General features: G+C 68.0%; 24 protein-coding genes, 1 tRNA gene, 1 other RNA gene and 2 pseudogenes. 7 read left to right on the forward strand and 21 right to left on the reverse strand.

The genetic code is table 11. The features are described from left to right. Nucleotides 1-54: 54 nt before the first annotated feature. The 3 genes from purD to ffs all read right to left on the reverse strand — a co-directional run bounded on the left by purD (nt 55) and on the right by ffs (nt 3,935). On the reverse strand, nt 55-1,308 hold the full coding sequence (purD, locus tag IEY89_RS31135; RefSeq protein WP_189150860.1) for a phosphoribosylamine--glycine ligase: 1,254 nt from the start codon (nt 1,306-1,308) through the stop codon (nt 55-57). 107 nt (nt 1,309-1,415) lie between these two features. Then, nucleotides 1,416-3,746, reverse strand: coding sequence for a DNA polymerase III subunit gamma and tau (locus tag IEY89_RS31140; protein WP_189150861.1), 2,331 nt, complete (start codon nt 3,744-3,746; stop codon nt 1,416-1,418). A gap of 92 nt (nt 3,747-3,838) precedes the next feature. Beyond that, nucleotides 3,839-3,935: signal recognition particle sRNA small type (gene ffs / locus IEY89_RS31145), an RNA gene on the reverse strand. 73 nt (nt 3,936-4,008) lie between these two features. Between ffs and IEY89_RS31150 the strand changes: the two genes are divergently transcribed. After that, nucleotides 4,009-4,096 (forward strand) — tRNA-Ser (locus IEY89_RS31150). A gap of 87 nt (nt 4,097-4,183) precedes the next feature. Here the strand turns inward: IEY89_RS31150 and IEY89_RS31155 are convergent. From IEY89_RS31155 to IEY89_RS31210, 12 genes are all read right to left on the reverse strand, one after another. Further along, the gene (locus IEY89_RS31155) at nt 4,184-5,173 is read right to left on the reverse strand and encodes a YaaC family protein (RefSeq protein WP_189150862.1); all 990 of its coding nucleotides are present in this window, start codon (nt 5,171-5,173) and stop codon (nt 4,184-4,186) included. A gap of 257 nt (nt 5,174-5,430) precedes the next feature. Next, nucleotides 5,431-6,684: a tyrosine-type recombinase/integrase gene (locus IEY89_RS31160; protein ID WP_189150863.1), complete on the reverse strand. Its 1,254-nt coding sequence runs from the start codon at nt 6,682-6,684 to the stop codon at nt 5,431-5,433. A gap of 10 nt (nt 6,685-6,694) precedes the next feature. Further along, nucleotides 6,695-6,928, reverse strand: coding sequence for an excisionase family DNA-binding protein (locus IEY89_RS31165; protein ID WP_189150864.1), 234 nt, complete (start codon nt 6,926-6,928; stop codon nt 6,695-6,697). Continuing rightward, nucleotides 6,921-8,237, reverse strand: a complete 1,317-nt coding sequence (locus IEY89_RS31170) for a replication initiator (RefSeq protein WP_229695502.1) — start codon at nt 8,235-8,237, stop codon at nt 6,921-6,923. The genes IEY89_RS31165 and IEY89_RS31170 overlap by 8 nt, the downstream gene beginning before the upstream one ends. A gap of 148 nt (nt 8,238-8,385) precedes the next feature. Further along, nucleotides 8,386-8,634, reverse strand: a complete 249-nt coding sequence (locus IEY89_RS31175; RefSeq protein WP_189150865.1) for a SpdD protein — start codon at nt 8,632-8,634, stop codon at nt 8,386-8,388. 25 nt (nt 8,635-8,659) lie between these two features. Then, nucleotides 8,660-8,854, reverse strand: a complete 195-nt coding sequence (locus IEY89_RS31180) for a hypothetical protein (RefSeq protein ID WP_189150866.1) — start codon at nt 8,852-8,854, stop codon at nt 8,660-8,662. A 16-nt stretch (nt 8,855-8,870) separates the two neighbouring features. Then, the gene (locus IEY89_RS31185; RefSeq protein ID WP_189150867.1) at nt 8,871-9,062 is read right to left on the reverse strand and encodes a mobile element transfer protein; all 192 of its coding nucleotides are present in this window, start codon (nt 9,060-9,062) and stop codon (nt 8,871-8,873) included. An 11-nt stretch (nt 9,063-9,073) separates the two neighbouring features. Beyond that, nucleotides 9,074-9,706, reverse strand: a complete 633-nt coding sequence (locus tag IEY89_RS31190) for a DUF2637 domain-containing protein (RefSeq protein ID WP_189150868.1) — start codon at nt 9,704-9,706, stop codon at nt 9,074-9,076. Next, a complete protein-coding gene (locus IEY89_RS31195; protein WP_189150869.1) occupies nt 9,706-9,972 on the reverse strand; it encodes a hypothetical protein in 267 nt (88 codons plus the stop codon). Before IEY89_RS31195 ends, IEY89_RS31190 begins: the two co-directional genes overlap by 1 nt. Nucleotides 9,973-10,062: 90 nt before the next feature. Continuing rightward, the gene (locus IEY89_RS31200) at nt 10,063-11,439 is read right to left on the reverse strand and encodes an FtsK/SpoIIIE domain-containing protein (RefSeq protein WP_189150870.1); all 1,377 of its coding nucleotides are present in this window, start codon (nt 11,437-11,439) and stop codon (nt 10,063-10,065) included. After that, on the reverse strand, nt 11,439-11,795 hold the full coding sequence (locus IEY89_RS31205) for an SCO3933 family regulatory protein (RefSeq protein WP_189150871.1): 357 nt from the start codon (nt 11,793-11,795) through the stop codon (nt 11,439-11,441). The genes IEY89_RS31200 and IEY89_RS31205 overlap by 1 nt, the downstream gene beginning before the upstream one ends. A gap of 169 nt (nt 11,796-11,964) precedes the next feature. Further along, nucleotides 11,965-12,753 carry a GntR family transcriptional regulator gene (locus IEY89_RS31210; protein WP_189150872.1) on the reverse strand — a complete coding sequence of 263 codons (789 nt, stop codon included), beginning with the start codon at nt 12,751-12,753 and terminating at the stop codon, nt 11,965-11,967. Nucleotides 12,754-12,860: 107 nt separating this feature from the next. Between IEY89_RS31210 and IEY89_RS31215 the strand changes: the two genes are divergently transcribed. The 5 genes from IEY89_RS31215 to IEY89_RS31230 all read left to right on the forward strand — a co-directional run bounded on the left by IEY89_RS31215 (nt 12,861) and on the right by IEY89_RS31230 (nt 16,479). Then, on the forward strand, nt 12,861-13,268 hold the full coding sequence (locus IEY89_RS31215; protein WP_189150898.1) for an NUDIX hydrolase: 408 nt from the start codon (nt 12,861-12,863) through the stop codon (nt 13,266-13,268). A 46-nt stretch (nt 13,269-13,314) separates the two neighbouring features. Next, complete coding sequence (locus tag IEY89_RS31220; RefSeq protein ID WP_189150873.1) at nt 13,315-13,743, forward strand: ATP-binding protein; 429 nt, start codon at nt 13,315-13,317, stop codon at nt 13,741-13,743. Continuing rightward, nucleotides 13,737-14,132: a hypothetical protein gene (locus tag IEY89_RS41045; protein WP_229695494.1), complete on the forward strand. Its 396-nt coding sequence runs from the start codon at nt 13,737-13,739 to the stop codon at nt 14,130-14,132. Before IEY89_RS31220 ends, IEY89_RS41045 begins: the two co-directional genes overlap by 7 nt. A 359-nt stretch (nt 14,133-14,491) precedes the next feature. Continuing rightward, nucleotides 14,492-15,928, forward strand: coding sequence for a reverse transcriptase domain-containing protein (locus IEY89_RS31225; RefSeq protein ID WP_189150874.1), 1,437 nt, complete (start codon nt 14,492-14,494; stop codon nt 15,926-15,928). Then, nucleotides 15,910-16,479, forward strand: coding sequence for a hypothetical protein (locus IEY89_RS31230; protein ID WP_189150875.1), 570 nt, complete (start codon nt 15,910-15,912; stop codon nt 16,477-16,479). The genes IEY89_RS31225 and IEY89_RS31230 overlap by 19 nt, the downstream gene beginning before the upstream one ends. Before the next feature lie 206 nt (nt 16,480-16,685). On the opposite strand, the gene IEY89_RS31235 is transcribed toward IEY89_RS31230, so the two are convergent. From IEY89_RS31235 to IEY89_RS41050, 5 genes and pseudogenes are all read right to left on the reverse strand, one after another. After that, nucleotides 16,686-17,015 carry a hypothetical protein gene (locus IEY89_RS31235; protein ID WP_189150876.1) on the reverse strand — a complete coding sequence of 110 codons (330 nt, stop codon included), beginning with the start codon at nt 17,013-17,015 and terminating at the stop codon, nt 16,686-16,688. Between the two features lie 419 nt (nt 17,016-17,434). Then, nucleotides 17,435-17,716: a type II toxin-antitoxin system RelE family toxin gene (locus IEY89_RS31240; RefSeq protein ID WP_189150877.1), complete on the reverse strand. Its 282-nt coding sequence runs from the start codon at nt 17,714-17,716 to the stop codon at nt 17,435-17,437. Nucleotides 17,717-17,720: 4 nt separating this feature from the next. Beyond that, nucleotides 17,721-18,002 carry a type II toxin-antitoxin system Phd/YefM family antitoxin gene (locus IEY89_RS31245; RefSeq protein ID WP_229695495.1) on the reverse strand — a complete coding sequence of 94 codons (282 nt, stop codon included), beginning with the start codon at nt 18,000-18,002 and terminating at the stop codon, nt 17,721-17,723. A gap of 132 nt (nt 18,003-18,134) precedes the next feature. Then, nucleotides 18,135-18,543: pseudogene (locus IEY89_RS31250) on the reverse strand (DNA-binding protein). Then, a pseudogene (locus IEY89_RS41050) lies at nt 18,525-18,739 on the reverse strand (hypothetical protein); the annotation flags it as partial. The pseudogenes IEY89_RS41050 and IEY89_RS31250, both read right to left, overlap by 19 nt. 71 nt (nt 18,740-18,810) lie before the next feature. On the opposite strand from IEY89_RS41050, the gene IEY89_RS31255 reads away from it, so the two are divergent. Continuing rightward, nucleotides 18,811-19,476 carry a helix-turn-helix transcriptional regulator gene (locus IEY89_RS31255; RefSeq protein WP_189150878.1) on the forward strand — a complete coding sequence of 222 codons (666 nt, stop codon included), beginning with the start codon at nt 18,811-18,813 and terminating at the stop codon, nt 19,474-19,476. 151 nt (nt 19,477-19,627) lie between these two features. Here the strand turns inward: IEY89_RS31255 and IEY89_RS31260 are convergent, their stop codons facing one another. Next, nucleotides 19,628-21,814, reverse strand: a complete 2,187-nt coding sequence (locus IEY89_RS31260; RefSeq protein ID WP_189150879.1) for an MMPL family transporter — start codon at nt 21,812-21,814, stop codon at nt 19,628-19,630. Nucleotides 21,815-22,155: the final 341 nt, after the last annotated feature.

Here is a 22,155-nt window from a genome sequence, read left to right on the forward strand (position 1 = left end):
GCATCCTTAGACGGCTGCGGGGCCCGAGAGGTTCATCGACATGTACCGGTACTCCTACTCCCCCGCTGCCGCCTTCGCCGCGATGTCCGTACGGTGCTGGGAGCCGTCCAGGTGAATGCGGCCGAGGGCGGAGTACGCGCGGTCGCGGGCCTGGCTCAGGTTCTTGCCGGTCGCCGTCACGGAGAGCACCCGGCCGCCCGCGCTGACGATCGCGTCGCCGTCGCGCTTCGTACCGGCGTGCAGGACGTACGCGTGCGGGGCGTCCTCGGCGGCCACGTCGGCGAGGCCTGTGATCGGGTCGCCGGTGCGCGGGGTGCCGGGGTAGTTGTGCGAGGCGATGACCACGGTGACCGCCGCGTCGTCGCTCCAGCGCAGCGGCTCCAGGTCGGCGAGGGCGCCGTTCGCCGCGGCGAGCAGGATGCCCGCCAGCGGGGTCCTCAGACGGGCCAGGACCACCTGGGTCTCCGGGTCGCCGAAGCGGGCGTTGAACTCGATCACGCGGACGCCGCGCGAAGTGATCGCGAGGCCCGCGTAGAGGAGGCCGGAGAAGGGGGTGCCGCGGCGGCGCAGTTCGTCGACCGTCGGCTGCAGGACCGTCTGGAGGACCTCCTCGACGAGCTTCGGGTCGGCCCACGGGAGCGGCGAGTACGCGCCCATGCCGCCCGTGTTCGGGCCCTCGTCGCCGTCCAGCGCGCGCTTGAAGTCCTGGGCGGGCTGGAGCGGGAGGACCGTCACGCCGTCGGTGATCGCGAAGAGGGAGACCTCGGGGCCGTCGAGGAACTCCTCGATGACGACGCGGTCGCAGGAGTTCGCGTGCGCGGCGGCCTCTTCGAGGTCGGCGGTGACCACCACGCCCTTGCCGGCCGCGAGTCCGTCGTCCTTCACGACGTACGGGGCACCGAAGGCGTCGAGGGCCTCGTCGACCTCCTCCGGCGTCGTGCAGACGTACGAGCGGGCCGTGGGGACGCCGGCTCCCGCCATGACGTCCTTCGCGAAGGCCTTGGAGCCCTCCAGCCGCGCGGCCTCCCCGGAGGGACCGAAGACCGGGATGCCCGCCTCGCGCACGGCGTCGGCGACCCCGGCGACGAGCGGCGCCTCCGGCCCCACGACGACCAGGTCGGCGCCCAGCTCCAGGGCCAGCGCCGCCACGGCCGCGCCGTCGAGGGGGTCGACCTGGTGCAGCTCGGCCACCTCGGCGATGCCGGCGTTGCCGGGGGCGCAGTACAGCGCGGTGACGTCGGGGTCGAGGGACAGGGAGCGGCACAGGGCGTGTTCGCGGGCGCCGTTACCGATGAGGAGGACCTTCACGGGGCCAGCTTAGTGGTCGGGGTGGGGAGTCCCTGCCGGTGCCGGTGCGGGCCTCGCCCGACGGGACACCGGCCGGGTGGGACACGAGCCCCGTCTACTCCTTCCACCTACTCGTTCGAGACCTCTTCCACCACCGTCGCCCCCAGCTCACGCACGATCAGTTCGTGGCCGGAGAGGGCTGACTCGTCGAGGTCGGGGTCGTCGTCCTCGGCGGTGTCGTCCTCGGGTGCGATGGGCGGGGGTTCCGGGGCCGAGGGCTGCGGTACCGGGGCGGAGGCCTGAGGGCGGGGGGCACCCGGTGTCGACGCGGGCGCGGCCGAGGGAGCTGGTGCCGGGGGCGCGGCCTGCTGGCGAGGAGCCGGCGACGACCCACCGCCTCCGTAGCCACCTCCAGCTCCGCCTCCGCCTCCGTAACCGCCGGAGGGGCCGCCCCCGCCGTAGCCACCGGCCGCCGGGGCCGCCGCGCCGCCACCCGTCGGGTCGACGACCGCCTCGATCCTCCACTGGACGTTGAACTGTTCCGCCAGCGCCTGCTTCAGCACTTCCTCGCTGCCGCTGCTGGAGAAGTTGTCCCGCGCGCCCGCGTTCATGAAGCCCAGCTGGAGCGTGGTGCCGTCGAAGCCGCTGACCTGGGCGTTCTGGCTGAGCAGGATCCAGGTGAACCGGCGGCGGTTCTTCACCGACTCCAGGATGTTCGGCCAGAGCATGCGGGGGTCGAGGCCGCCGGGCACGGGGGCGCCGGCCTGCGCAGCGGGGGCCTGGGCCGGTGCCTGGGCCGGTGCCTGGGACTGGGGCTGGGCGGGGGCCTGGGAGTAGGCCGCTGCTGGAGCGGGTGAGGCGGGCGCCGGGCCGGGGCCGGCTGCCGGGGACTGTCCGCCGCCCGCAGGTGTGGCCGTGGGCCAGCCACCGGGACGCCGGCCACTGCCCGCGCTCGTCGCGGTGGGCCAGGCGCCGGGGGCAGCCGGGGCGGGAGCCGCCGGTGCCGGGGGCGGCGTCGGTGCCACCGGCGGCTGGGACTGGACCGGAGGCTGGGACTGGGACTGGGGCTGGGGCTGCGGGTACGGGGTGGGTACGCCGGCCGTGTCCGCCGTACCGGCCGGGTCGGGCATGCCCGGCGCATCCCCGCGCACAGCCGCCCGCGCCGCTGCGACGCCGCCCGCCGGAACCGACGCGCCCACGGGACCGCCGGACACCCCGCCGTCGTGCGCACCGGGTCCCGGGACGTACCCCATGGCGATTCCGGCGCCGCCCATGCCCACGGCGGGGCCGCCGGAGAAGTTGACGCCGCGCTCCAGCTTGTCGAGCCGGGCCATGAAGGAGCGCTCGTCGCCGTACGCGGCGGGGAGCAGCACGCGCGCGCAGATGAGTTCCAGCTGGAGCCGGGGCGAGGTCGCGCCCCGCATCTCCGTGAGCCCGTCGTTGACGAGGTCGGCGGCACGGCTGAGTTCGGCGGCGCCGAAGACGCCGGCCTGGGCCTGCATACGCTCGACCACGTCCACAGGAGCGTCGATGAGCCCCTTCTCCGCCGCGTCCGGCACTGCGGCGAGGATCACCAGGTCGCGCAGCCGTTCGAGCAGGTCGGCGACGAAGCGGCGTGGGTCGTTGCCGCCCTCGATGATCCGGTCCACGACCTCGAAGGCCGCCGCTCCGTCCCCGGAGGCGAACGCCTCGACCACGGAGTCGAGCAACGAGGCGTCCGTGTAACCGAGCAGGGAGGTGGCCATGGCGTACGTCACACCATCGGCACCGGCGCCGGCCAGCAGCTGGTCCATGACGGACATCGAGTCTCGTACGGAACCCGCGCCGGACCGGACGACCAGCGGGAACACACCGTCGGCGACCGCGATGTTCTCCTGTCCGCAGACCTCGGCGAGGTACTCGCGCAGCGTGCCGGGCGGGACCAGCCGGAAGGGGTAGTGGTGGGTCCGGGAGCGGATCGTCCCGATGACCTTCTCGGGCTCCGTGGTCGCGAAGATGAACTTGAGGTGCTCCGGCGGCTCTTCGACGACCTTGAGCAGCGCGTTGAAACCGGCCGGCGTGACCATGTGGGCCTCGTCGATGATGTAGATCTTGTAGCGGCTGCTCGCCGGCCCGAAGAAGGCCTTTTCCCGCAGGTCACGGGCGTCGTCCACACCACCGTGCGACGCCGCGTCGATCTCGATGACGTCGATCGATCCCGGCCCGTTGCGCGCCAGGTCCTGACAGGACTGGCACTCGCCACAGGGTGTCGGCGTCGGCCCCTTCTCGCAGTTGAGACAGCGCGCCAGGATGCGCGCGCTGGTCGTCTTGCCGCAACCGCGCGGCCCGCTGAACAGGTACGCGTGATTGACCCGGTTGTTCCGCAGCGCCTGCTGCAGCGGGTCGGTTACATGCTCCTGCCCGATGACCTCGGCGAACGACTCCGGGCGATAGCGGCGGTACAGCGCAAGGGACGACACGCATACGACGATATCGGGCCCCACTGACAGTCGACCCCGCCCGCCCGGCTCCCCTCGTACGGGACGCCGCTCCGGCCAGTCCCGCCAGGGCACACAAAGACCCCCCACGCACCCGCCAGAGCCAACCTACCCTTGCTGCCTTCCGGCCCTGGGGGAGTTCAGTCAGATAGCGCCGCGTGAGGGGCTGAGGCCCAGCGTACCTGATCGCAGGGGGCCCGAACGAGTTCGCAAGCACCACCCACGGTCATGTAATGTTCGCGTCGGAGGATTCGCCTAGTGGCCTAGGGCGCACGCTTGGAAAGCGTGTTGGGGGCAACCCCTCACGAGTTCGAATCTCGTATCCTCCGCCAGTGCCTCACCGGGCACGATGTCGAAGGGCCCCACCGTTCGCGGTGGGGCCCTTCTTCGTTGTCCGTCTCAGTTTCCGTCTCAGTTGCTCACGGAGCAGGAGGTTGCCCGGCAACGTACGGGTCGGAGGCGAACGCCGACACATACGACAGGGCTCCGCCCACCAGCTCGGGGATGGCATCCAACGCCGTGTCGAGGAAGTGCTCAATCGCCACTGCCGGGGACCCCGGATTATCGACGTCGATCATCGCTGCCCACGACTCCGGCTCGTAACGAGCGAAAGTAGAGAGTGCCAACAGTGCCGCCCACCACGCCACCATGGCTTGGACGGGCTGTGCCATACCCGCGTGGGCCGGCAGCACCCACCAACCGCCGCGATACTGCTCAGCGTGCCGAACCCACTGGGCAGGATCAACCTGCCTTGATTGATGAGTCCTGGATCTCTGCCACAGCAACATCATCCGCAGTTCGCCGCCGACCCAGTCGATGGCGGGCAACGCCCTGTTGTGTGTGGACGTGCCGCCTTGCCATCCGGCGAGCGTGGGGTAGTGGGACAACCACTTGGCCACCGCGCTTGAGTCCTCCCGCTGCCTGAAGACGGTCATTGGGACTCCGTGCAGATAGGCCACCTCCCACGCACCACTCGTGCCCTGAGCCTCGTAGCGGAGGGCAGGGAAGTCACTCGGCACCGCCGAGGGCGGGTGTTCACTGGCAGTCTCGGGAACCAAAGGCCAGATCTCAGCAAGCGTCAACTTGGTCTTCGCTGGCCACATAGGCGAGCCCATGGCCCGAGCCACGCTCTGGGGCGTGCCAGCCTTATTGACCTCGACCTCTGCCGCCCACAGGTCTGCCTGATCACGGGTGTTGAGGACCCTCATGCCGTGACCCGAAGGACGGTACTCGTCATCGGTCAGGTGCCCAGAGGCCGCCGCAATCGCTCGACCCGCTTGCGAGAGCGCGTAGAACGCAAAGACCGGCTTCGTCTCGTACCCAGCGCTTTCAGCGCTGCTCAAGAACTGCTCTGCCTGCTCCAGCGCTGCCTGGAACGTCCGCAAGCGCTGCGCATTCTGTCCTGCCATACCCGGTGGCGCAGCGCGCATGCGTCGCAATCCCCGCAGTGCCTCTCGGCGGCGCAAGGACTCACCGTTCAATGACGACCCCACCATCCCACCTCCACCCGAGGAGAAGAGGATGAACGGGGACCAAACGGCTGTAGCGGCGGACATGGTGAAGCAACATGCCAGACAAGATAGAGAGTGATAGGTCACAAGGTCTTGGAATTTCCCAGACCAAAGCGGAAGCCCAGACCGACTAGCGGTCTGGGCTTCCGTGATCATCAGGTCTCCGTTTGCCGACTACGCCAGTCGCTGTCCCACAGCGCGTGACCAACCTGGTCGGCAACCTTCTTGAGCATGGAGCCCGTCACGTGCATGTACCGAGCACGCATCCTGGCGGCTCCCCCAGGCTCCCAACCCATGATGGCGTCGACTACGACGTCCGGGACTCCGAGGATCAGGAGGACGGTCGCGGCGGTGTGGCGAGCGTCATGGAGACGGCCGTTCCGGACCCCGGCATCCCGAAGCAACCGCTTCCAGATGTGGAAGTCGGTGTTCGGGCTCAGCGCTCCACCGATCGGCGAGGCGAAGACGTACCCCTTGCCCTCCCAGTCGGCGCCGGCCGCGATCCGCTCCCGCTCCTGGGCTTCCTTATGCAGCCGGAGAATCTTGATCAGCGGATCGGGGAGACCGATGGTTCGCCGTCCGGCCCGAGACTTGGTCGACTTGTGCTCGCGACGCGTCTGCTCCCGCTTGGGGCAGTAGCCCGCCTTACGGCCACACGGGTTGGTGCCGCAGCCGTGCGCGTACTTGGGACGGAGCCGGTTCTTGCGGATGCGTGTGTATCCCGCGTCCAGGTCGACGTCTTCCCAGTGGAGTCCGAGCGCTTCCCCTTGGCGGAGGCCGAGGGCCAGAGCGACGACCCAACGCGCGCTGTTGCGAAGCTTGGCCGCCTCGACCAGGAGTCGCTGTACCTCCTCGATCGTGTAGGGCTCGATGTCCTCTTCTTCGAGGCGGGGAGCCTTGGCGATCTCTGCCGCGTTCGTGGTGACGTGCCCGCGTCGGACGGCCTCACCGAGGGCGACCCGGATCGTCCGGTGCGTGTGGTGGGCGGTGCCGGCGGAGCTCCCGGATGCCTGCATTTTCCCGTAGAAGCGTTCGAGGTGCTCCGGCTCCAGGCGGTCGAGCTTGTGGGCGCCCAGGCCGGGGACGAGGTGAACGCGCACGTCGACCTCGTAGCCGTCATACGTGTTCTCGGAGACGTACGGCTTGGCTATGTTCTCGACCCAGTGCTCAAGCCAGGCTTGGAGCGTCCAGCTCTGCCCCGGCTTCCTGAGCTTCTTGTCGTCTCGCGCCCGCTCCATCTCGCGGACGGCCTTGGTCACCTCCGCCTTGGTCTTGCGCTCGATGTGACGGCGGTCGGGCCTGCCGTCATCACGGACGCCGACGGTCACTCGGCCGTGCCACTTGCCGTCCTTGCCGAGGTAGATCGACGAGGCGCCGTTGGGCTGACGGGTGCGGTTCTTCTCTGCCATGTCGTCCCCCTCAGGCCGCTTGGACAGGTCGGTGGCGCAGCTTGGCCACGAAGGTGGGCACGGCATCGGCCGGGACGCGACGCAGCCGACCGACCATGACCGACTCGATCTCTCCGGCGAGGACGAGTCGGAAGCACGTCGTACGGCCGATACGGAGGCGTCTGGCCGCCTCCTCCACGGTGAGGAGGGCCAAGGACGGGTCGGAGAAATCTGGCCGGAGGGTGGTGACTTGGGGCTCAGCCACAGGTGGGCTCTCCTTCCGTTCCGGGGGCAGGTTCGAGGGATGCGGCAAGCCAGGCTTCGGCGTCGGACAGGCCGGTTCCGGCGAAGACCCAGTGCGCGAGGACGTACGTCGTGCTGGTCTCGTGTTGCGTTGGCGGGGCGTTGTGTTGGGCGCGGCGCCATTCGGCACGGGCAGTGCGTAGGGCGCCGAGGGTGGTGGAGTAGCGGCGGGACTTGGTGGAGAAGTGGCCGCGGAAGCCGAGCATGTGGGCCCAGGCGCGCAGGCGGAGGTGTTCGAGGTCCTTGCGTGCGCCGAGGGTCCAGGCGGTTCGGATGAGTCGGCGGGCGTGGTCGCTGATGTCGAGCTGGGCGAGTTCGGCGGCGAACTTGAGCGGGCGGTCGAGGGCACCCGTCGCGGCTTCGGCGCCCTTGGTGGCGTACTTGGCGATGTACGCGGCCACGGCGCGCTCGGTGAGTTGCTGGCCGTCGTCGAAGTCGGCGGAGCGGATGGTGCGTACGTCGAGTTGGCGGCCGAAGGTGAAGGTATGGGCGCGTCCGTCGATGGTCGGGCCGTCGACGCGGACCTTGGTGGCCGCCGCTTCTATGGCGTCGGTGAGGAGTTCGGCGGTAGCCCAGGCCGGGGGCGGGGTGTCGCCGCCGGTCGGGCCGTCGATGCGTATGACAGCGTGGAAGTGGACGGCGCCGCGCTTCTGGTACTCGGCGACCTTGGCGAAGGACACGCGCGCGTGCTCGCGGAAGCGTCGCTGTGACAGGCCCGCACGCTTGGCGACCTCACGGCGCAGGTAGGTGGAGAAGCGTCGCCAGAGCGGTCCGGCGTGAGCGTTCCAGAGGACGGCGGTTTCGTAGTCGTACGTGTCCGGGTTGAGCGGGGTGCCAAGGGCGTCGTCGTCCTGGTCGTGGCGGGTGCCGCAGCGGCAGGGGCGGACCGTTCCGGCCGGGCCTGTGGGGCGGTTATGGACGGGGCCGAAGCCGGGTGCGGTGAAGGTGGCGAAGACGCGGGGGTGTGCAGCGACTTGTTCCGGGGTGCCCTTGCCTCCGCGCAGGCCGGAGGTGATCAGGTGGAAGGTGTCTCGGCGGTAGACCTCGGAGCAGGCCGCGCAACGGGTCGTACGGCGGTTGTTGCAGCGGACGAGCAGATGGCCGGCCGGGAGGGTGGCGGAGTCGAGGTGGTGGAGGACGTTGCCTATTTCGCCGGTTCGGGTGTTCACGTCGTACTCGGTGCGGTGGCCGTCGAGGCGGATCGGGTGCGTGCAGCCGCCGAGGCCCGAGAGCTGCTGGACGATACCGGGCAGGGTGCCGTGCTGGGCCAGCTTGGCGAGTTCCGGCAGTGGAGGCGTGGTGGTGCGGGTGAAGATGGCGTACTCCTTCTGGCTGGCTGGCTGGCTTGGTCAGGAGGGATGGCCCCGGGGCGGCCGGATGCTTGGCCGTGTCATGGCCGCCCCGGGAGTCGGGCATCGTTCAGCGCCGGTGCTGCTCGCGCATCAGGGAGCGCAGGACCACGGCGGCGATGGCTACGGAGATGGCCGAGACTGCGACGGCTGCGAGGAGTGCGGTGAGGACCACGCCGCCGACGACTACGACCGCGACGGCTCCGGTGCTGATGGATACCGCCGGGAGTGAGCGTCGTACGGGCGCGGCCTGGTCGGCCGAGGTGTGCGTGTGTGCGGGCGGCGGGGTGGGGCTGTCGGGGTACTTGGGCAGGAACACGGCGAGTCTCTCCTTATCTACTCGTCTAGTTATGTGTGCCGTTTATGACGTCCACGCCGTCGCGCGTGCCGGAGTCGATGGCCGGGGCCATGAAGGTGCGCGAGAGCAGGAAGCCGAACAGGGCGATCACGACGACGATCCAGATGCGGACGCCGAGGAACTTGACCGCTCCCCAGGCGATGAGTCCGAGGACGAGGACGAGCGGCAGGCTGACGGTCACGGTGTGCGGGGTCCTTTCAGCGGACGGGGCAGGTGTGGGTGCGGGCGGCGAGTTCGGCGGCGGCGCGGCTGTCGTAGTCGGCGGAGAAGCCGCAGCGGGGAGCGGTGCAGGCGGCGGTGTGCTTCTCGCGGCCCCGACCGTCGTAGGACGTGGCGACCTGGACGGGGCCGATGCGGGTGACGTTGCGGAAGCGGCGGTTGGCGGTCACGGGATCTCCTCTCAGAGCTGGGCGGCGATGGCGTCGGCCATGGGGGCGGGGACGCCGAGGCGGGCGCGGAGGGTGGGGGTGTCGATGGGTGTACCGGTACGGGTGTGGTGCTCGGCGGCGACCTTGCGGGCATGTTCGACCAAGGCGGCCGGGACGGGTACTACGGGTTGCTCGGGCGGTGGGTTCGAGGCCTGTTGGGTCGGCGGCTCGGGAGGGGGTTCGGGCGCGTCCTCCTGGTCCTCGATGACCTCGGTGTCGGTGCGGTTGTTGGCTGTCGGTTCCGGTGTCGTGCCGTGGGCGAGGAGTGTTCCGCCGAGGAAGGCGACGGCGGGCCATCCGGCGACGAGGATGCGCAGCCAGGCAGGTACGGCGTTCAGGTCGAGGAGGCCGGCGGTGGCGATGTTGGCGCCCAGGGAGGCGGTCAGGGCGATGAGGAACCAGCACCATCCGGCCGCTTTCGACTCGCCGGAGCGGAGCCGTCGCCAGGCCGCGACCATGAGCAGGTCGACGGAGATGGGGTAGGCCCATGCCTTCCAGCCGTGCTGTCCGGCGGCGGAGGCCAGGTCGTGCAGGTGGGCGAAGGACAGCGCGGCGGCGATGAGCGCTTGGACGAGTACGGCGTCGAGGCGGACAGGCAGTCGCATCAGTGCTCCCGGTCCGGCTTTCGATCGCCAGCGTCGGTCGGCTCGGCAGCGTGGATGGCCTCCAGGGCTTTGACGTAGTCGGCGCAGGCGGTGGCCAAGGCACGGGCGAAGGCCAGGTGATCGGCGAGGGGGAACCGATCAAAGGCCGAGACGGTCAGCGAGTGACCAACGCTGTCCAGCGCGAGGATCGGCGTGCGTTTCGAGCCGTGCTGATTGAGGCGGACGGTGGTGGTGTCGTCCGCGTAGAAGGACATCGAGGCGGTCACGGGGTTTCCTCTTCGGCGTGAGGCATGGCGGGGGTAGGGAGTTGGCGCGGGACGGCCGCGCCGACCGTGGGAACGGGTGCGTGGGTGCGGCTACTCGGCGACGGGCCGGGGCGCGGCCACGGGCCTGGAGTCCTTGACGGGCATGGGCGGGACGTCGGGTCGGAAGGGCTTGAGCGTGGGCAGGTCGGGCACCAGGTGAGCCGACTCGCGGCAGATCTCGGCGGCGTCGCCGAGGGAGAGGTACGGGGTGCGGATGCGGGACCAGCCGCCGGAGGTGTCACCGGCCACGGCGAGGCCGGGGCGTTCGGGAGCGATGGCGCAGGCGGCGCCGACGGCTTCGGGGGCGATGTCGCCGAGGGCCATCTTGGCGGAGGCTTCGTCGTTGACGCGGTGGCAGACCCGGCCGGTGAGCTGGGCGCGGAGCATGGTGGCGCCCTTGCCGAGTTCGGCGCCGAAGCGCTGCCCGCAGACCTCCAGGTAGATCCCGGCAGCGCGGCCGAGCTGGGCGAGGCGGATGAGCTGGGTGACCATCTCGTCGCGTCGTTCCTCCTCCTTCTTCGTGGCGACGAGGAAGAGTTCGGCCACCTCGTCGACGAACAGCACGATGGGTACGGGGCGTTGGTTCTCGGGCAGGCCCCAGATGTCCGAGGTGATCTCCTCGTCCGGGGTGCCGGGGGCGATGCCCTGCCGGGCCTTGATCAGGTCGTATCGGTCCTCCATTTCCTTGATGAGCGCGGGCAGTAGCTCGGCGGCCTGGTCGGGGTCGGTGGCGAGCGCGGAGAGCCGGGCGGCGAACGGCGCCAGTTCGACGCCGCGCTTGCAGTCGATGCCGACCAGGGCGACGGGTTGCCGGGCGAGTCCGGTGACGAGGTGGCGCAGGTACATGGACTTGCCCGACAGGGTTGCGCCGAGGGTGAGTTGGTGCGGAACGGTCCGGTAGTCGCGTACGAACGCGGTCGCGTCCTCCCGCAGCGCGACAGGGACTTTCAGGAGCCCGGTATCGGCCTTGCGGGGCATGCGTACCCGCCGTAGTACGTCGAAGCCGACGAGCCGCAGTTCGACGACGCCCGGTTTGACGGTCGTGACGTACACGGCGTGAACGCCCCAGGCGTGCCGCAGCCGTTCGGCCGAGGCGGCGACGTCGGCGGGTTCCTGCCCCGGAGCGAGCCGCAGTCGGATCCGCAGTCCGGTCGAGGTGGGCCGGATGATGCCCCGGCGGGGCGGTACGGGCCGGACCTCACGTCGGGTGGTGGCTTTCACGGCCAGTACCCGCAGCCGGGAGGGAGCCACGGTCAGGCCGCACGCCTCCATGACCGAGGTGTACGAGCCGAGCAGCCGGGCGGTGGATATCGGCAGGCCGATCGTGGACCAGTACGCCGCCGGGTGCTTGGCCCGGGTGTAGGCGGCCCCGCCGCCGAGCGCGGTGAGGGGACCACCGACTTCCAGAAGCGTTGTCAGGTCGCTCATCAGGCGGTGGCCCCTATCGCGGCGGGGAAGGCGGCCGGGGTGACAGCGGCGGCGCGGAAGGCGATGCCGTGACGCTGCTGCCCGTTGAACACGCTTTCCCATGGCCGGGCCACCAGCCCCGGCAGCGAGACGGGCGCCCCGAGCGTCAGCCCTTCGGAGACACCGCCCTCGGGAACGGTGACCTTGATCAGCGACGACTCGCCGTCCTGGATGTGGACGACGCCGATCGTCATCAGCGCTTCACCGCTGACGGCGTCCTTGGCGATCTCGCCCGTCTGCCGGTCGCGGACCTTGGGCTCGGGGGCCTCGGTCAGCAGGATCGTCGCGGCTGAGGTCTCAACACGGATGGTGCGCAAGACAGTTCTCCTACCTAGTCATCTATACAAGATGTGTGATGCGAACCCGATCTTCCGGGCTCACGTGGATCACTCTGACACACAACTTACCCACTCGTCTATACGAGTATGCCTGTTGGGGTGTACGAGTTCGGAGAAGGAGCCCCGCGCACCACCGCACGTCATGCGCTCACGTCGCCGGGAGCTGGTACGACAGCACGTACGCGTCCGCCGCCATCACGGTGTCACAGACCTCCACGGCCCGCCCCTCGGTGTCGTACGCGGTACGGATCAGGTGGATCACGGGCACACCGGAGGCCAGCCGAAGCGTCTTGACCTCAGCCGGCGCGGGCATCCGGGCCCGGATCTCCTCCTCGAAGTGGTCGAGGCGATGGCCGAGTTCCTCAAGCCGGGCGTAGATGCCGCCCGGCCCGGGGTTGGGCTCAGCAATCGCGGTACCGCGAGCGATGTCGAGCGGGAGGTAGGAGGCGGCGAACTCGACCGGCTTCCCATCGAGGAGATACCGGCGCCGCCGGGCGAGCACCCGCCGTACCGAGCCGAGTCGGGTGGAGATGTCCTGGCTGGCCTTCTCTTCCTTGACCTCAAGGCTGTCGACCTGGGGGTGACTGCCGGCCGCGTCGGCTTCGACGATGAACGCGGACTTCCCCTGCTCTCTGTGCCGCCGGGCGAACCGGTCGGAGGCGAGCCGCCGCACGGGCGGCCGGGGCCGCACGAACACGCCCTTTCCGTGCTCGGCGTGTACGAGTCCCTCGCCCTGGAGGACGGAGAAGGAGTTTCGGACGGTCATCCGGGAAACTCCGTAGTGCTCGACAAGCTCAGCTTCGGAGGGCAGTTTGGCGCCCTCGGTGAACCGCCCACGGTCGATGGCCTCGCGCAGCTGGTCGGCGATCTGTCGGAAGACCGCACGATCGCTCGTGGGGTCGAGATCACCGAGCAAGCCGGATGGGAGTGAGGTCACGAGTACTCCTTTAGGTATCTAGACGAGTGGGCGAGTGTTGTTGCTACGGTGGAGAGCCTAGCCACCTGAGAGGGCCGAGGAACGTGAGCACTGACCGTCCGCACTCCGTGAGCGTTGCCGGAGTCATCGTCGACGACCAGGGCCGCGCTCTGTTGATCCAGCGCCGCGACAACGGCCAGTGGGAACCCCCGGGCGGCGTCCTCGAACGCGAGGAAACCATCCCCGAGGCCCTGCAACGCGAGGTCCTCGAAGAAACCGGCATCACGATCACAGTTCCGGCGACCCTCACCGGCGTCTACAAGAACATGACGGGCCTGATCGTCTCGCTGGTCTTCCGATGCGAGGCTGACAAAGGCACCCCCACCACCGGAACCGAGACCCGCGCGCTGCGTTGGGCAACCCGTGAAGAAGTCTCCGAGCTTGCCGACGAGGCATACGCGATCCGCGTCCTGGACGCACTCGACGCCACCTCCCCGCCGGCCGTCCGCGCCCATGACGGCGTGAAACTCGTCTAGCCCGAACCCGCTGCACATGGCGGCCTACCAGCACGAAGGAACTTGTATGCACGAGTATACGAGCACAGCGCGGGTCTGGGGGCTCACTTGCCCAGGATTCCCAGAAGAGATCAGCCGGGCCCGCCGATGGACCCGCGACATCCTGCGCGGTTCGCCCATGGCCGACGACGCCGAACTGATCGTGAGCGAACTGAGCACGAACGCGGTCCTCCACACGGCCAGTGGGTTGGAGTCTGGAAGCTTCCATCTGGCTCTCGCGGTATCGGCGCAGGTAATCGCCCTGTCGGTCACGGACAACGGGGGCACCGGCACGGCCCCGAAGGTCGAGCACCGGGACCAGGAGGCGGAGCACGGCCGGGGCCTGGGCATGGTCAGCGCCCTCGCCCACCGGGTGGTAGTCCACGACAGCCAGGGCGGCTACACGGTGACCGCGGAACTCTTCACCGACACGCGCCCGGGAGGCCACCCGTGCTAACCAACTGGCCCCGTCGGGGCTTCTGGTGCGAGTGCTGGACCGAGGACCTCACCGAGGCGGAGCCACCTGCACTCCGGGGATCCTTCGACGCCTACTCAGCGCCCCAGGCGGACAGATGGATCTCCATCGCGCTGCGGACCATCTCACCGGCACTCGACTCGGACGCCTCCGACGAGGCATGGGCCTGGCTCTACGAAGGACGCATCGAAACCAGAAGAGCACTCCTGCACGCAAAACCCTGCACCGTCTCCGTCACCCACGCTGATACCCGCATCACTTGGACTGTCCGACCCGCGCTCTTCCTGCCCCTCGCGCACCGACAGGCGACCGAACTCCCAGCCTGCGCACACGACTTCAAAGCCCCCACCAGCCACAGAGCCCAGCACTGAGTTACAACTTTCTCTACTGGTTCAAGGCGGCTCGCTCCGCTCCCCGCGCGCGGCCCGGCCCCCGGCCGGGCCTGCGCTCCTGTCTCCGCCCCGCTCCAGCCCGGCCGGCGCCCGTGCCGCGCTGACAGCAATCGGACGCCTGCGACCCGAGAAAGGGAAGGGCCGCGTGCGCCGAAATAGCAGGCAACACACGAAGTTGGCGGGCACAATGTCAGGCAACATCTCGCTAGGGGATTGGGAAGGACTACGTGCTGGTCTCGCCGAAAATCATGCAGTCGCTCGACCTGAGCTCGTCCACCGAATTCTGCCTATCGACTCCACTCGACAGGCTTCCAATTTTGATCTCAGATCGATGCCTCATGGATTCAAAAAGGTCCGTCATCAAGTGGGTGGAGGCAAATTTCTGCGGAGGCACGCGCATCCCCAAAGAAATCATGACAATGCCAAAAAATAAATTTGGCCAGCGACCGATCATTCTTACTTCGCTGACATCCCGCATCATTTATCAGGCGCTAGTTTCAAGCGTCGCGGATTCAATGGAACCCAACAGTCGAGGCGGAGAGGGATGGGTACAACACGAGACATTTGCTGAAGAGTCTCCGAGCGAATTCATCGTTGAGGTCGATATCGCGGCTTGCTACGAGTTCATCGATCACGAACGACTTCGCCAGGAACTCGTGGCACGTACCCTTAATGTCGAAGTCGCTAGGAGTATCACAGATTTTCTAGGAGAATGCTCACCGAACAAAAGAGGACTCCCCCAGCTAACCTCTGCCAGCGACACACTGGGAGACCTCTATCTAAGTGTCATCCAACGACAGCTAATGCGTCAGGGATTGGAAGTATCGCGGTATGCGGACGACTTTCTAATAAGAGCCAAAAATTGGGAGCAAGCTAACGAGACAATCGAGTACGCTGCCGAATTCGCGAGAGATCTTGGCTTGATCCTCTCTTATGAAAAGACCAGGGCGGTACGATCATCTACCTTCAAGAAAAAAGCGGAGTCCCAACGGCAACTACAGAGGCAGTACTTCGACAGCGAAAGAGAGCGAATGACTTTCTTTCATCTTGTCGGTGGAGATAGGTATGGAGATGTCTCTCTCGTGGAGCTCTTGCCAAGCGATGCGGAAACCCTCAAGGCGTCGATGCGAAGAGTGATTACCCACTGGCAAGGTGAGACGCGGGAAGCAGAGGCGAACCCAGACATAGAATTCACCCTTGAATCGTCCCTCCGCCGCATGCTTCCGTTGGCTATATCGGTATTGCAGGAGGACAGTAAGAGAATTCCAACAAAGGTATTCACGAGCCTCGCCTTCCGAGAGCCCGTGCGCTTGGAACGTGTCTGTCAATACGTCCTAGCTAGGGCACACAGGGCGGAAGAACGGAGCGAGAGTTGGGGATTGGTGAAATCGCTCACCGATTCCGGGAGACTAAGCCCATGGGCCCGCCTATGGATCCTTCACGTGGTGAGTGAACTGCCGGAAGCGGATACATCGGCGTTTCGTGAAGTGATGAGGTGGGTTACACGGCAGCTGAGTGACCGCCATGAAACGGTACGCGCGCAAGCCGCTTGGGCTGCCGCCAAGTTTCGGAATCTCAACGAGAATCAAGTCCTCGAACTTCTGAGGTACGCAACACCAGTAACACAACCAGGTATCGCTGCAGCCATGGGTCGCAAGGCTGGTGTTCTTGCCGCAGCACAGCGCGGGGGAGGATTGAGCAATACGCTCATCAAATCTGTGACATCCGAAAACACCCTACTTAAGGAATCCTACGAATGGGGGGAGCGGATTTGAGTGCCGGGCCGCTCACCACATCCGGAGAGAAAACCATCCTCGAAATTGCGTCACTGATATCGCGGGCAACGGAGCACGATATTGGAAGCAACATAGTCAACTTTGCCACCTTGGCGGAAGCCCACGTCGATCGGGCCCTAAAGAAGCTAATAGATCTCTCTGGAGCGCTGGAAAATCGCGTCGGACACCAGTTCTACAAAGAGCTTCATGACTCTATATATCGCTCTTGGGACTCTAGATATAAATGGATTTCTCAGGCATTCGACGTAAACATTGCAGGGGCTAAGTTCGCCCAAGATTTCAAGCTCTTGATTGAGCTGCGAAATGCAATTGTGCATGGCGGAGGTAGGCTAACAGCGATGCAGACAGCGAAAATTCCTCAGATGATGAAGCTCAAGGACGGAATGTCGCGGATTCTGCATGCAGAAATCCATGGTCACGATATCTTCTTGGACCAGAGAGCCGCCAATGCCGCAGCGAAAGTGTGCAGGGAGTACATTATTCAATTCGACACCGCCGTGATTTCTTTGCATAAAAGCTTCGATGTTTGACAACCAACGCCTCTGCAGCTTTGTGCCGCATTCAAGCGTCGGGCGTAGCGGCGCGATGTGGTCGACGAGAACCCCAATAGCGTGGCTGACGCCGGTGGGGGTACAGCGAGACACACGCGCGCCTGGTCGGCCGGCGCACCCGCCACCGTGGCTGACTTTCGTCGGCTGAGGCATAGGCCCCCAAGCCTCCCCTACCCCTGCTCCGTTCAGGGTGAGGGCGTGAAGCCGACGGCTTGGTCGAGGCGGAACGGAGAGCCTGGCGCCGTCGGAGTCCAACCCTCTCGGAGAGCAAGGTGAATGGCTTGGGCAACGCCGGACGGCAGTACAGGCGTGGCCTCGCGGCCGAACCAGTTGCTCGGATGCGGCTGGTTGGTAGTGACCACAAGCATCATGCCCGGGGAGTCTTCATGCTCGACCGCGAAAGTGCACGGCGTCCAGGCCAGTCCCTGGAAATACGTCGGCCTGCCTCGCAGCCGCCAGCGGTAGGCCGTGCCGTCGACAACGATCCGTCGTGATCCCTTGCTGACCAGTGCCACGACTCCCCCTTCAGCAGCGACGATGCCAGCGAGGCTGGCCCCGCCATCCGTCTCAGTTTCCGTCTCATTCAGCGCCGTTCGCGGCCGTTCAGACGAGACCGGAGCCCGTAGCCGCTCCAGCGACCGACCGCCCATGAACGCAGGTGAACGCCCCTGTACGCGGCCCGACGCCCCACCACCACAGTTGGAAAGCGTGTTGGGGGCAACCCCTCACGAGTTCGAATCTCGTATCCTCCGCCAGTGCCTCACCGGGCACGATGTCGAAGGGCCCCGCTGTTCGCAGCGGGGCCCTTCGTCGTGCGTGGTCTCAGTTTTGGTTGCGTTTATAGGCGACATTCAGAACATCTAGACGAACGGGCAGGCGCACGCCCCCCGCGACTCCCGGTGGGCAGTCGGCGCCAACCTGCGCTGCGGAGGGCCTACGGAACTTGGCGGTAGATGTCGCGGCGGTTGCCGACGGCCAGGACCCACACGATCAGCTGACCATCCTCAACCGTGTAGACAACGCGGTAGTCGCCGACCCTGAGCCGCCAGCGGGCGCTGTGCGCCTGGAGGGCTTTGATGTCGAAGGAGGCGGTGTCGCCGGCGCCCAGCGCCTTCTGGAGTTCGGTGAGGCGGTATAGGATGCGCAGGGCGTCCGGGCGCGGGATCTTGAGCATGTCCCGCTGGGCGTGCGACGTGAAGCGCGTGATGTGCCCCATCAGGTCAGCCCTGATCGGCACGCAGCAGGGCGGCCATCTCTTCGAGCGAGACCGACCCTTCCGTGCCCTCGGACTCGGCTTCGTCGGCCAGTTGGTTGAGCCATGCTTCCTCGGCGTTCTCCGCGATCTCACGCAGGCGCTGGTACTCCTGGATGTCGATCACGACGGCTTCCTGCTTGCCGCGCCGAGTGATGATCGTCGGGGTTTCCTCCCGACGAGCGCGATCGATGACGTCAGCGAGGTGACTGCGGACATCCGCCATGGATTCAATCACTGGCTCAACCATGTCATGAATGTAGCAGATGTACATGATGGCTCGGGTGGTACCGGGAGGCCCCGCCGACATCGGTCTCGTGTCACCCGGGCATGAAATACGGGTCGGCCTTTCGTCCCCGGCGTTCGGGTCCTGGGCGTCGGCTTACACGGCGACGAGGGGCACCCTGTCGCCGCAGAGTTTCGTCATGTCGTCGATGTCCGAGGTGAGCATGACGACCGGGCGGCGCTGGCGCAGCGCCGCCTCTGCCACGGCGGCGTCGATGGCGTACTTGTGACCGTGGAGACCAGCGTTGATCAGCATGGCTGAGGCGGCCTTGGCCTCCTCGTCGCCGATGTGCACGATCCGCACGCCGGACAGGACCCGGGCGAGCCGCGCCTTGTCGGTCCGGCGATGCACCGCTCGATGATGGTGAGCGCGCTGATGACCACCTCCATGCCCCGCCTGCGGGCTTCGGTGACGAGGGCGGCGACGGGCTCGTGCCGACGAACTTCGACAGGCCCTCGCAGTCGAGAACGAGGGTGCCTTCGTGGCTCACCTTGCGGCGGGCCACCGCCCCTCCTCGGCGAACACCTCGTCGAAGACCTGGCGTGCCGCTCCTGCTCGTGCTCGGAGATCGGCCCCTGCCGGTGTTCGTAGTCGGCCAGGTACTCGTCCAGGATCTGACCGCGCAGCTCGCGCTCGACCGCTTCGGTGATGAACGCGGAGAACTCACGCTTACCGACTCGTCGGCGGATCGCCTCCGCCGTCCTCGGTCTGGGACACCCTGGACTCGCTGACCGCGCTCTACCGGGCGGGCCGGGGCAACGAACCCAGGGCGGTGCCCCTGGAGATCGTGGACTCGCTCGACACCGCCATCGCCCTGATCAAACAGGCCAGCGCCGACTGCCGCCAAGAGCTGATGACCTCACAGCCGGGCGGCGGGCGCCCGGTGGGTGAACTGCGAGAGGCGTTCCAGCGCGACCTGGCGATGCTCCGGCGCGGCGTCCAGATGCGCTCCCTCTACCAGCACACCTCTCGCCGCCACATCCCGACGCGGGAGTACGCCGAGCGGGTCACCGCCGCCGGAGCGCAGATCCGCACACTCACCGAGCTCCTGGGCCGCATGATCGCCTTCGACCGCACCGTGGTGTTCCTCCCGCATCACCAGGCCAAGGGCGGCGCCGTCGTCATCCGGGACCCCTCGACGGTCGCCTTCCTGTGCAACGCCTTCGACCGGGCCTGGAGCATGGCGGTCCCCTACAGTCCGGCGGTCCAGGACAGTACGGTCCGGGACGACCTGGAGCTGACCATCCTCAACCTGCTCAGCGACGGCCTCAAGGACGACACGATCGCCCGCCGCCTCGGCGTCTCCCTGCGCACCTGCCGCAAGTACATCGCCGACATCTTCAAGGACCTCGGCGCGGAGAGCCGCTTCCAGGCCGGCTACCTCGCCGGCACCAGGGACCTCCTCGCCGGCCGGACGGAGGATCCGGACCACCGCTGACATCTGCGGAGGCGCGACGCGCGGGACCGTGAGCAGGCGCGGGGACGCGGAGCGGTGCGGAAGCGGACGTGGCTCCCCGGTGGACGGGGACGCGCTCGGGCCCGGGCGCGTACGGCGCCCGGGCCCGAGTCGCACGGCCCGCTCCGGCGGGTCAGCCGACGGGTGCGGAGACCTTGTCGGGAACCGGCGCGGGGGCGGAGTCGTGCTCCATGCGGTCGAGGCGGAGGGCGCGGTGCAGGGCGCGCAGGGGGGACGGGGCCCACCAGTTGGCGGTGCCGAGGAGTGCCATGAGGGACGGGACGAGGAAGGCCCGTACCACCGTCGCGTCGATGAGGACGGCGAACGCCGCGCCCAGGCCCAGTTCCTGGATGAGCACCAGCCGGGACATCGCCAGCGCGCCCACCGGGATGCAGAACAGGACAGCGGCCGAGGTCACGATCCCGCCGGTGCGGGACAGGCCCTGGGCCACCGCCTCACGGTTGTCCAGGCCCTGCGACCTGGCCTCCTTGATACGGCTCAGCAGGAAGACGTTGTAGTCCGTGGAGAGCCCGAAGGCGAGCGCGAAGACCAGGACGGGTGTGGTGACCTCCAGCCCGGGCTGCGCGGCGAAGCCGAGGTTGCCGTCCTGGAACACCCACACCAGGAAGCCGAACGCGGCGCTGGTGGACAGCAGGTTCATCACCAGGGCCTTCAGCGGCAGCACCACCGAGCCGGAGAAGGCGAAGAGCAGCAGCAGGGTGACCACGACCAGGATGCCGCCGGCCACCGGCACGCTCTCGGCGATGCTCTGACGCTGTGCCAGAAAGTCCGCGGTCCTGCCGGTGTACAGGGCGGCGTACGGGGCGTCCAGGTTCTGGACGGCGTCCACGGCGTCCTTGGCCGCCTCGTCCAGGGGGTTGTCGGTGAGGACGACGTCGACCTCCCAGTGCCGGCCGTCCAGCTCGAAGGGGGTGCCCACCGACTCGACACCCGGAACGGCACTGATCCGCTCCGTGTAGTCGGTGAGCCGGGACATGTCCGGGGAGCCGTCGTTCTCCAGCACGATCTGGAGGGGTGAGGTGGCCCTGGCGTCGTATTCCTTGTCGAGCACCGCGGCCACCCGGCCCGCGCTGGTCTCCTGGGGCAGGAGGGTGGCGTCCACTCCGGTGAAGCGCACGCCCAGCAGCGGCGAGGCGATCACCAGCAGGACCGTCGTGGCGAGGAGCGCGAACACCGCGGGGCGGCGCATCACGCTCTGGGCCATGCGGTACCAGCGTCCCTCGGTGGCCCGCGCAACGCCGGCCGTGCGCTGCCAGCGGCGCGGGGCGAGGGAGTTGATCCGGCGGCCCAGCAGAGCGAGCAGCGGGGGCAGTCCCAGGAGGGCGAACAGCGCGGCGGACGCCACGGTGATGACGCCCGCCAGCCCCATGGACCGCAGATACGGCTGCGGGAACGCGGCCAGCGCGGCGAGTGCCGCGGCCACCGTGAGGGCGCTGAACAGCACGGTGCGGCCCGCCGTGGTGACGGTCCGCAGCACCGCCTCCGCGCCCGGTCCCCGTTCCACCAGTTCCTCGCGGTAGCGGGAGACGATCAGCAGTCCGAAGTCGATGGACAGGCCGAGGCCCAGGGCGAAGGCGAGGCTCATCGCGCCGGCGGAGACGTTCATGAACTCGGTGGCGACGCGCAGGCCCGCCATGGTGAGCAGCAGGGAGACGATCCCGCCCAGCAGGGGGATCAGGGCGGCGACCAGTCCCCGGAAGACCAGGAACAGCACCAGCAGGATGACCGGCATGGCGAGGAGCTCCGCCTGGGTCAGGTCCTCGTCGGAGACCTCGGCCACCTGGACGTGGCCCGGGGTGGCGCCGCCGAGCCAGGTGTGGCCGCGCAGAGCGGGATCGTCCTCGACGGCCTTCTGGAGCTCCTCCACGGCCCGTACGCTCTGCTGGTCCGTCAGGGACCCCACGGCGCCCACGACCACGGTGCTGCGCCCGTCCCGGGAGATCAGCGCGGCGCCGCCCTCGGGCGAGGTGTAGTCGACGACCCGCACCACCTCGGGGCGGGAACGGAGCAGTTCCCGGGCGGCGGTCACCGCCTCCGGCGGTGTGGTGCCGGCCCTGACCGGCTCGTCGGTCCGCACCAGCAGCACATGGCCCTGCTGGGGGTCGCTCCCCGTGGCCTTGGCGATGATCTCCCGGGCCGCGACGTTGGAACCGCCCGGGTCGTCGTAGTCGGACAGGCCGTTGGAGAGTTTCTCCGACACGGTGCCGCCGTAGACCGTGGCCAAGGCGGTGACCAGGAGGGACAGGAGGAGTACGGCGATCCTTCGGCGGTGAAGGGCCGAGCCCAGAGCGGAGAACATGATTCCTTCCTTCTTCCTCCCGCCTGCGGGCCGTGATCCGCTGGGCCGTGGAGGATGCGCTGGCTGCCCGGGACGGGCTGGTGGGGGGCACGCGGGCGGGCGCGGTGTCCGCATCGGCCGGAACGCTCCCGCCGACCGGCACGCGCGACGGCCAGCATCCGGCACGGCGCTGTATTTCCACTGAAGCCCGGGCGATCGCCCCTTGGGCCATGCGCGGCAGCCCTGTGGGCCCGCGTGGCAGCAGCCCCGAACACCACGTGCGGCAACCCTGTGGCCCGCCCGGCGGCAGCCCCGAACACCACGCGCGGCAACCCTCCGGCCCGCCCGGCACCAGCCCCGAA

This window comes from Streptomyces lacrimifluminis, from assembly GCF_014646095.1.
Taxonomy (GTDB): domain Bacteria; phylum Actinomycetota; class Actinomycetes; order Streptomycetales; family Streptomycetaceae; genus Streptomyces; species Streptomyces lacrimifluminis.

Coding starts and splice junctions, on each gene's coding strand:
- IEY89_RS31155 (WP_189150862.1), bottom strand. CDS start 5,173: ATGGCAGGACAGAATGCGCAGCGCTTGCGGACGTTCCAGGCAGCGCTG.
- IEY89_RS31160 (WP_189150863.1), bottom strand. CDS start 6,684: ATGGCAGAGAAGAACCGCACCCGTCAGCCCAACGGCGCCTCGTCGATC.
- IEY89_RS31190 (WP_189150868.1), bottom strand. CDS start 9,706: ATGCGACTGCCTGTCCGCCTCGACGCCGTACTCGTCCAAGCGCTCATC.
- IEY89_RS31200 (WP_189150870.1), bottom strand. CDS start 11,439: ATGAGCGACCTGACAACGCTTCTGGAAGTCGGTGGTCCCCTCACCGCG.
- IEY89_RS31220 (WP_189150873.1), top strand. CDS start 13,315: ATGCACGAGTATACGAGCACAGCGCGGGTCTGGGGGCTCACTTGCCCA.
- IEY89_RS31225 (WP_189150874.1), top strand. CDS start 14,492: ATGGATTCAAAAAGGTCCGTCATCAAGTGGGTGGAGGCAAATTTCTGC.
- IEY89_RS31230 (WP_189150875.1), top strand. CDS start 15,910: ATGGGGGGAGCGGATTTGAGTGCCGGGCCGCTCACCACATCCGGAGAG.
- IEY89_RS31240 (WP_189150877.1), bottom strand. CDS start 17,716: ATGGGGCACATCACGCGCTTCACGTCGCACGCCCAGCGGGACATGCTC.
- IEY89_RS31245 (WP_229695495.1), bottom strand. CDS start 18,002: ATGGTTGAGCCAGTGATTGAATCCATGGCGGATGTCCGCAGTCACCTC.
- IEY89_RS31260 (WP_189150879.1), bottom strand. CDS start 21,814: ATGTTCTCCGCTCTGGGCTCGGCCCTTCACCGCCGAAGGATCGCCGTA.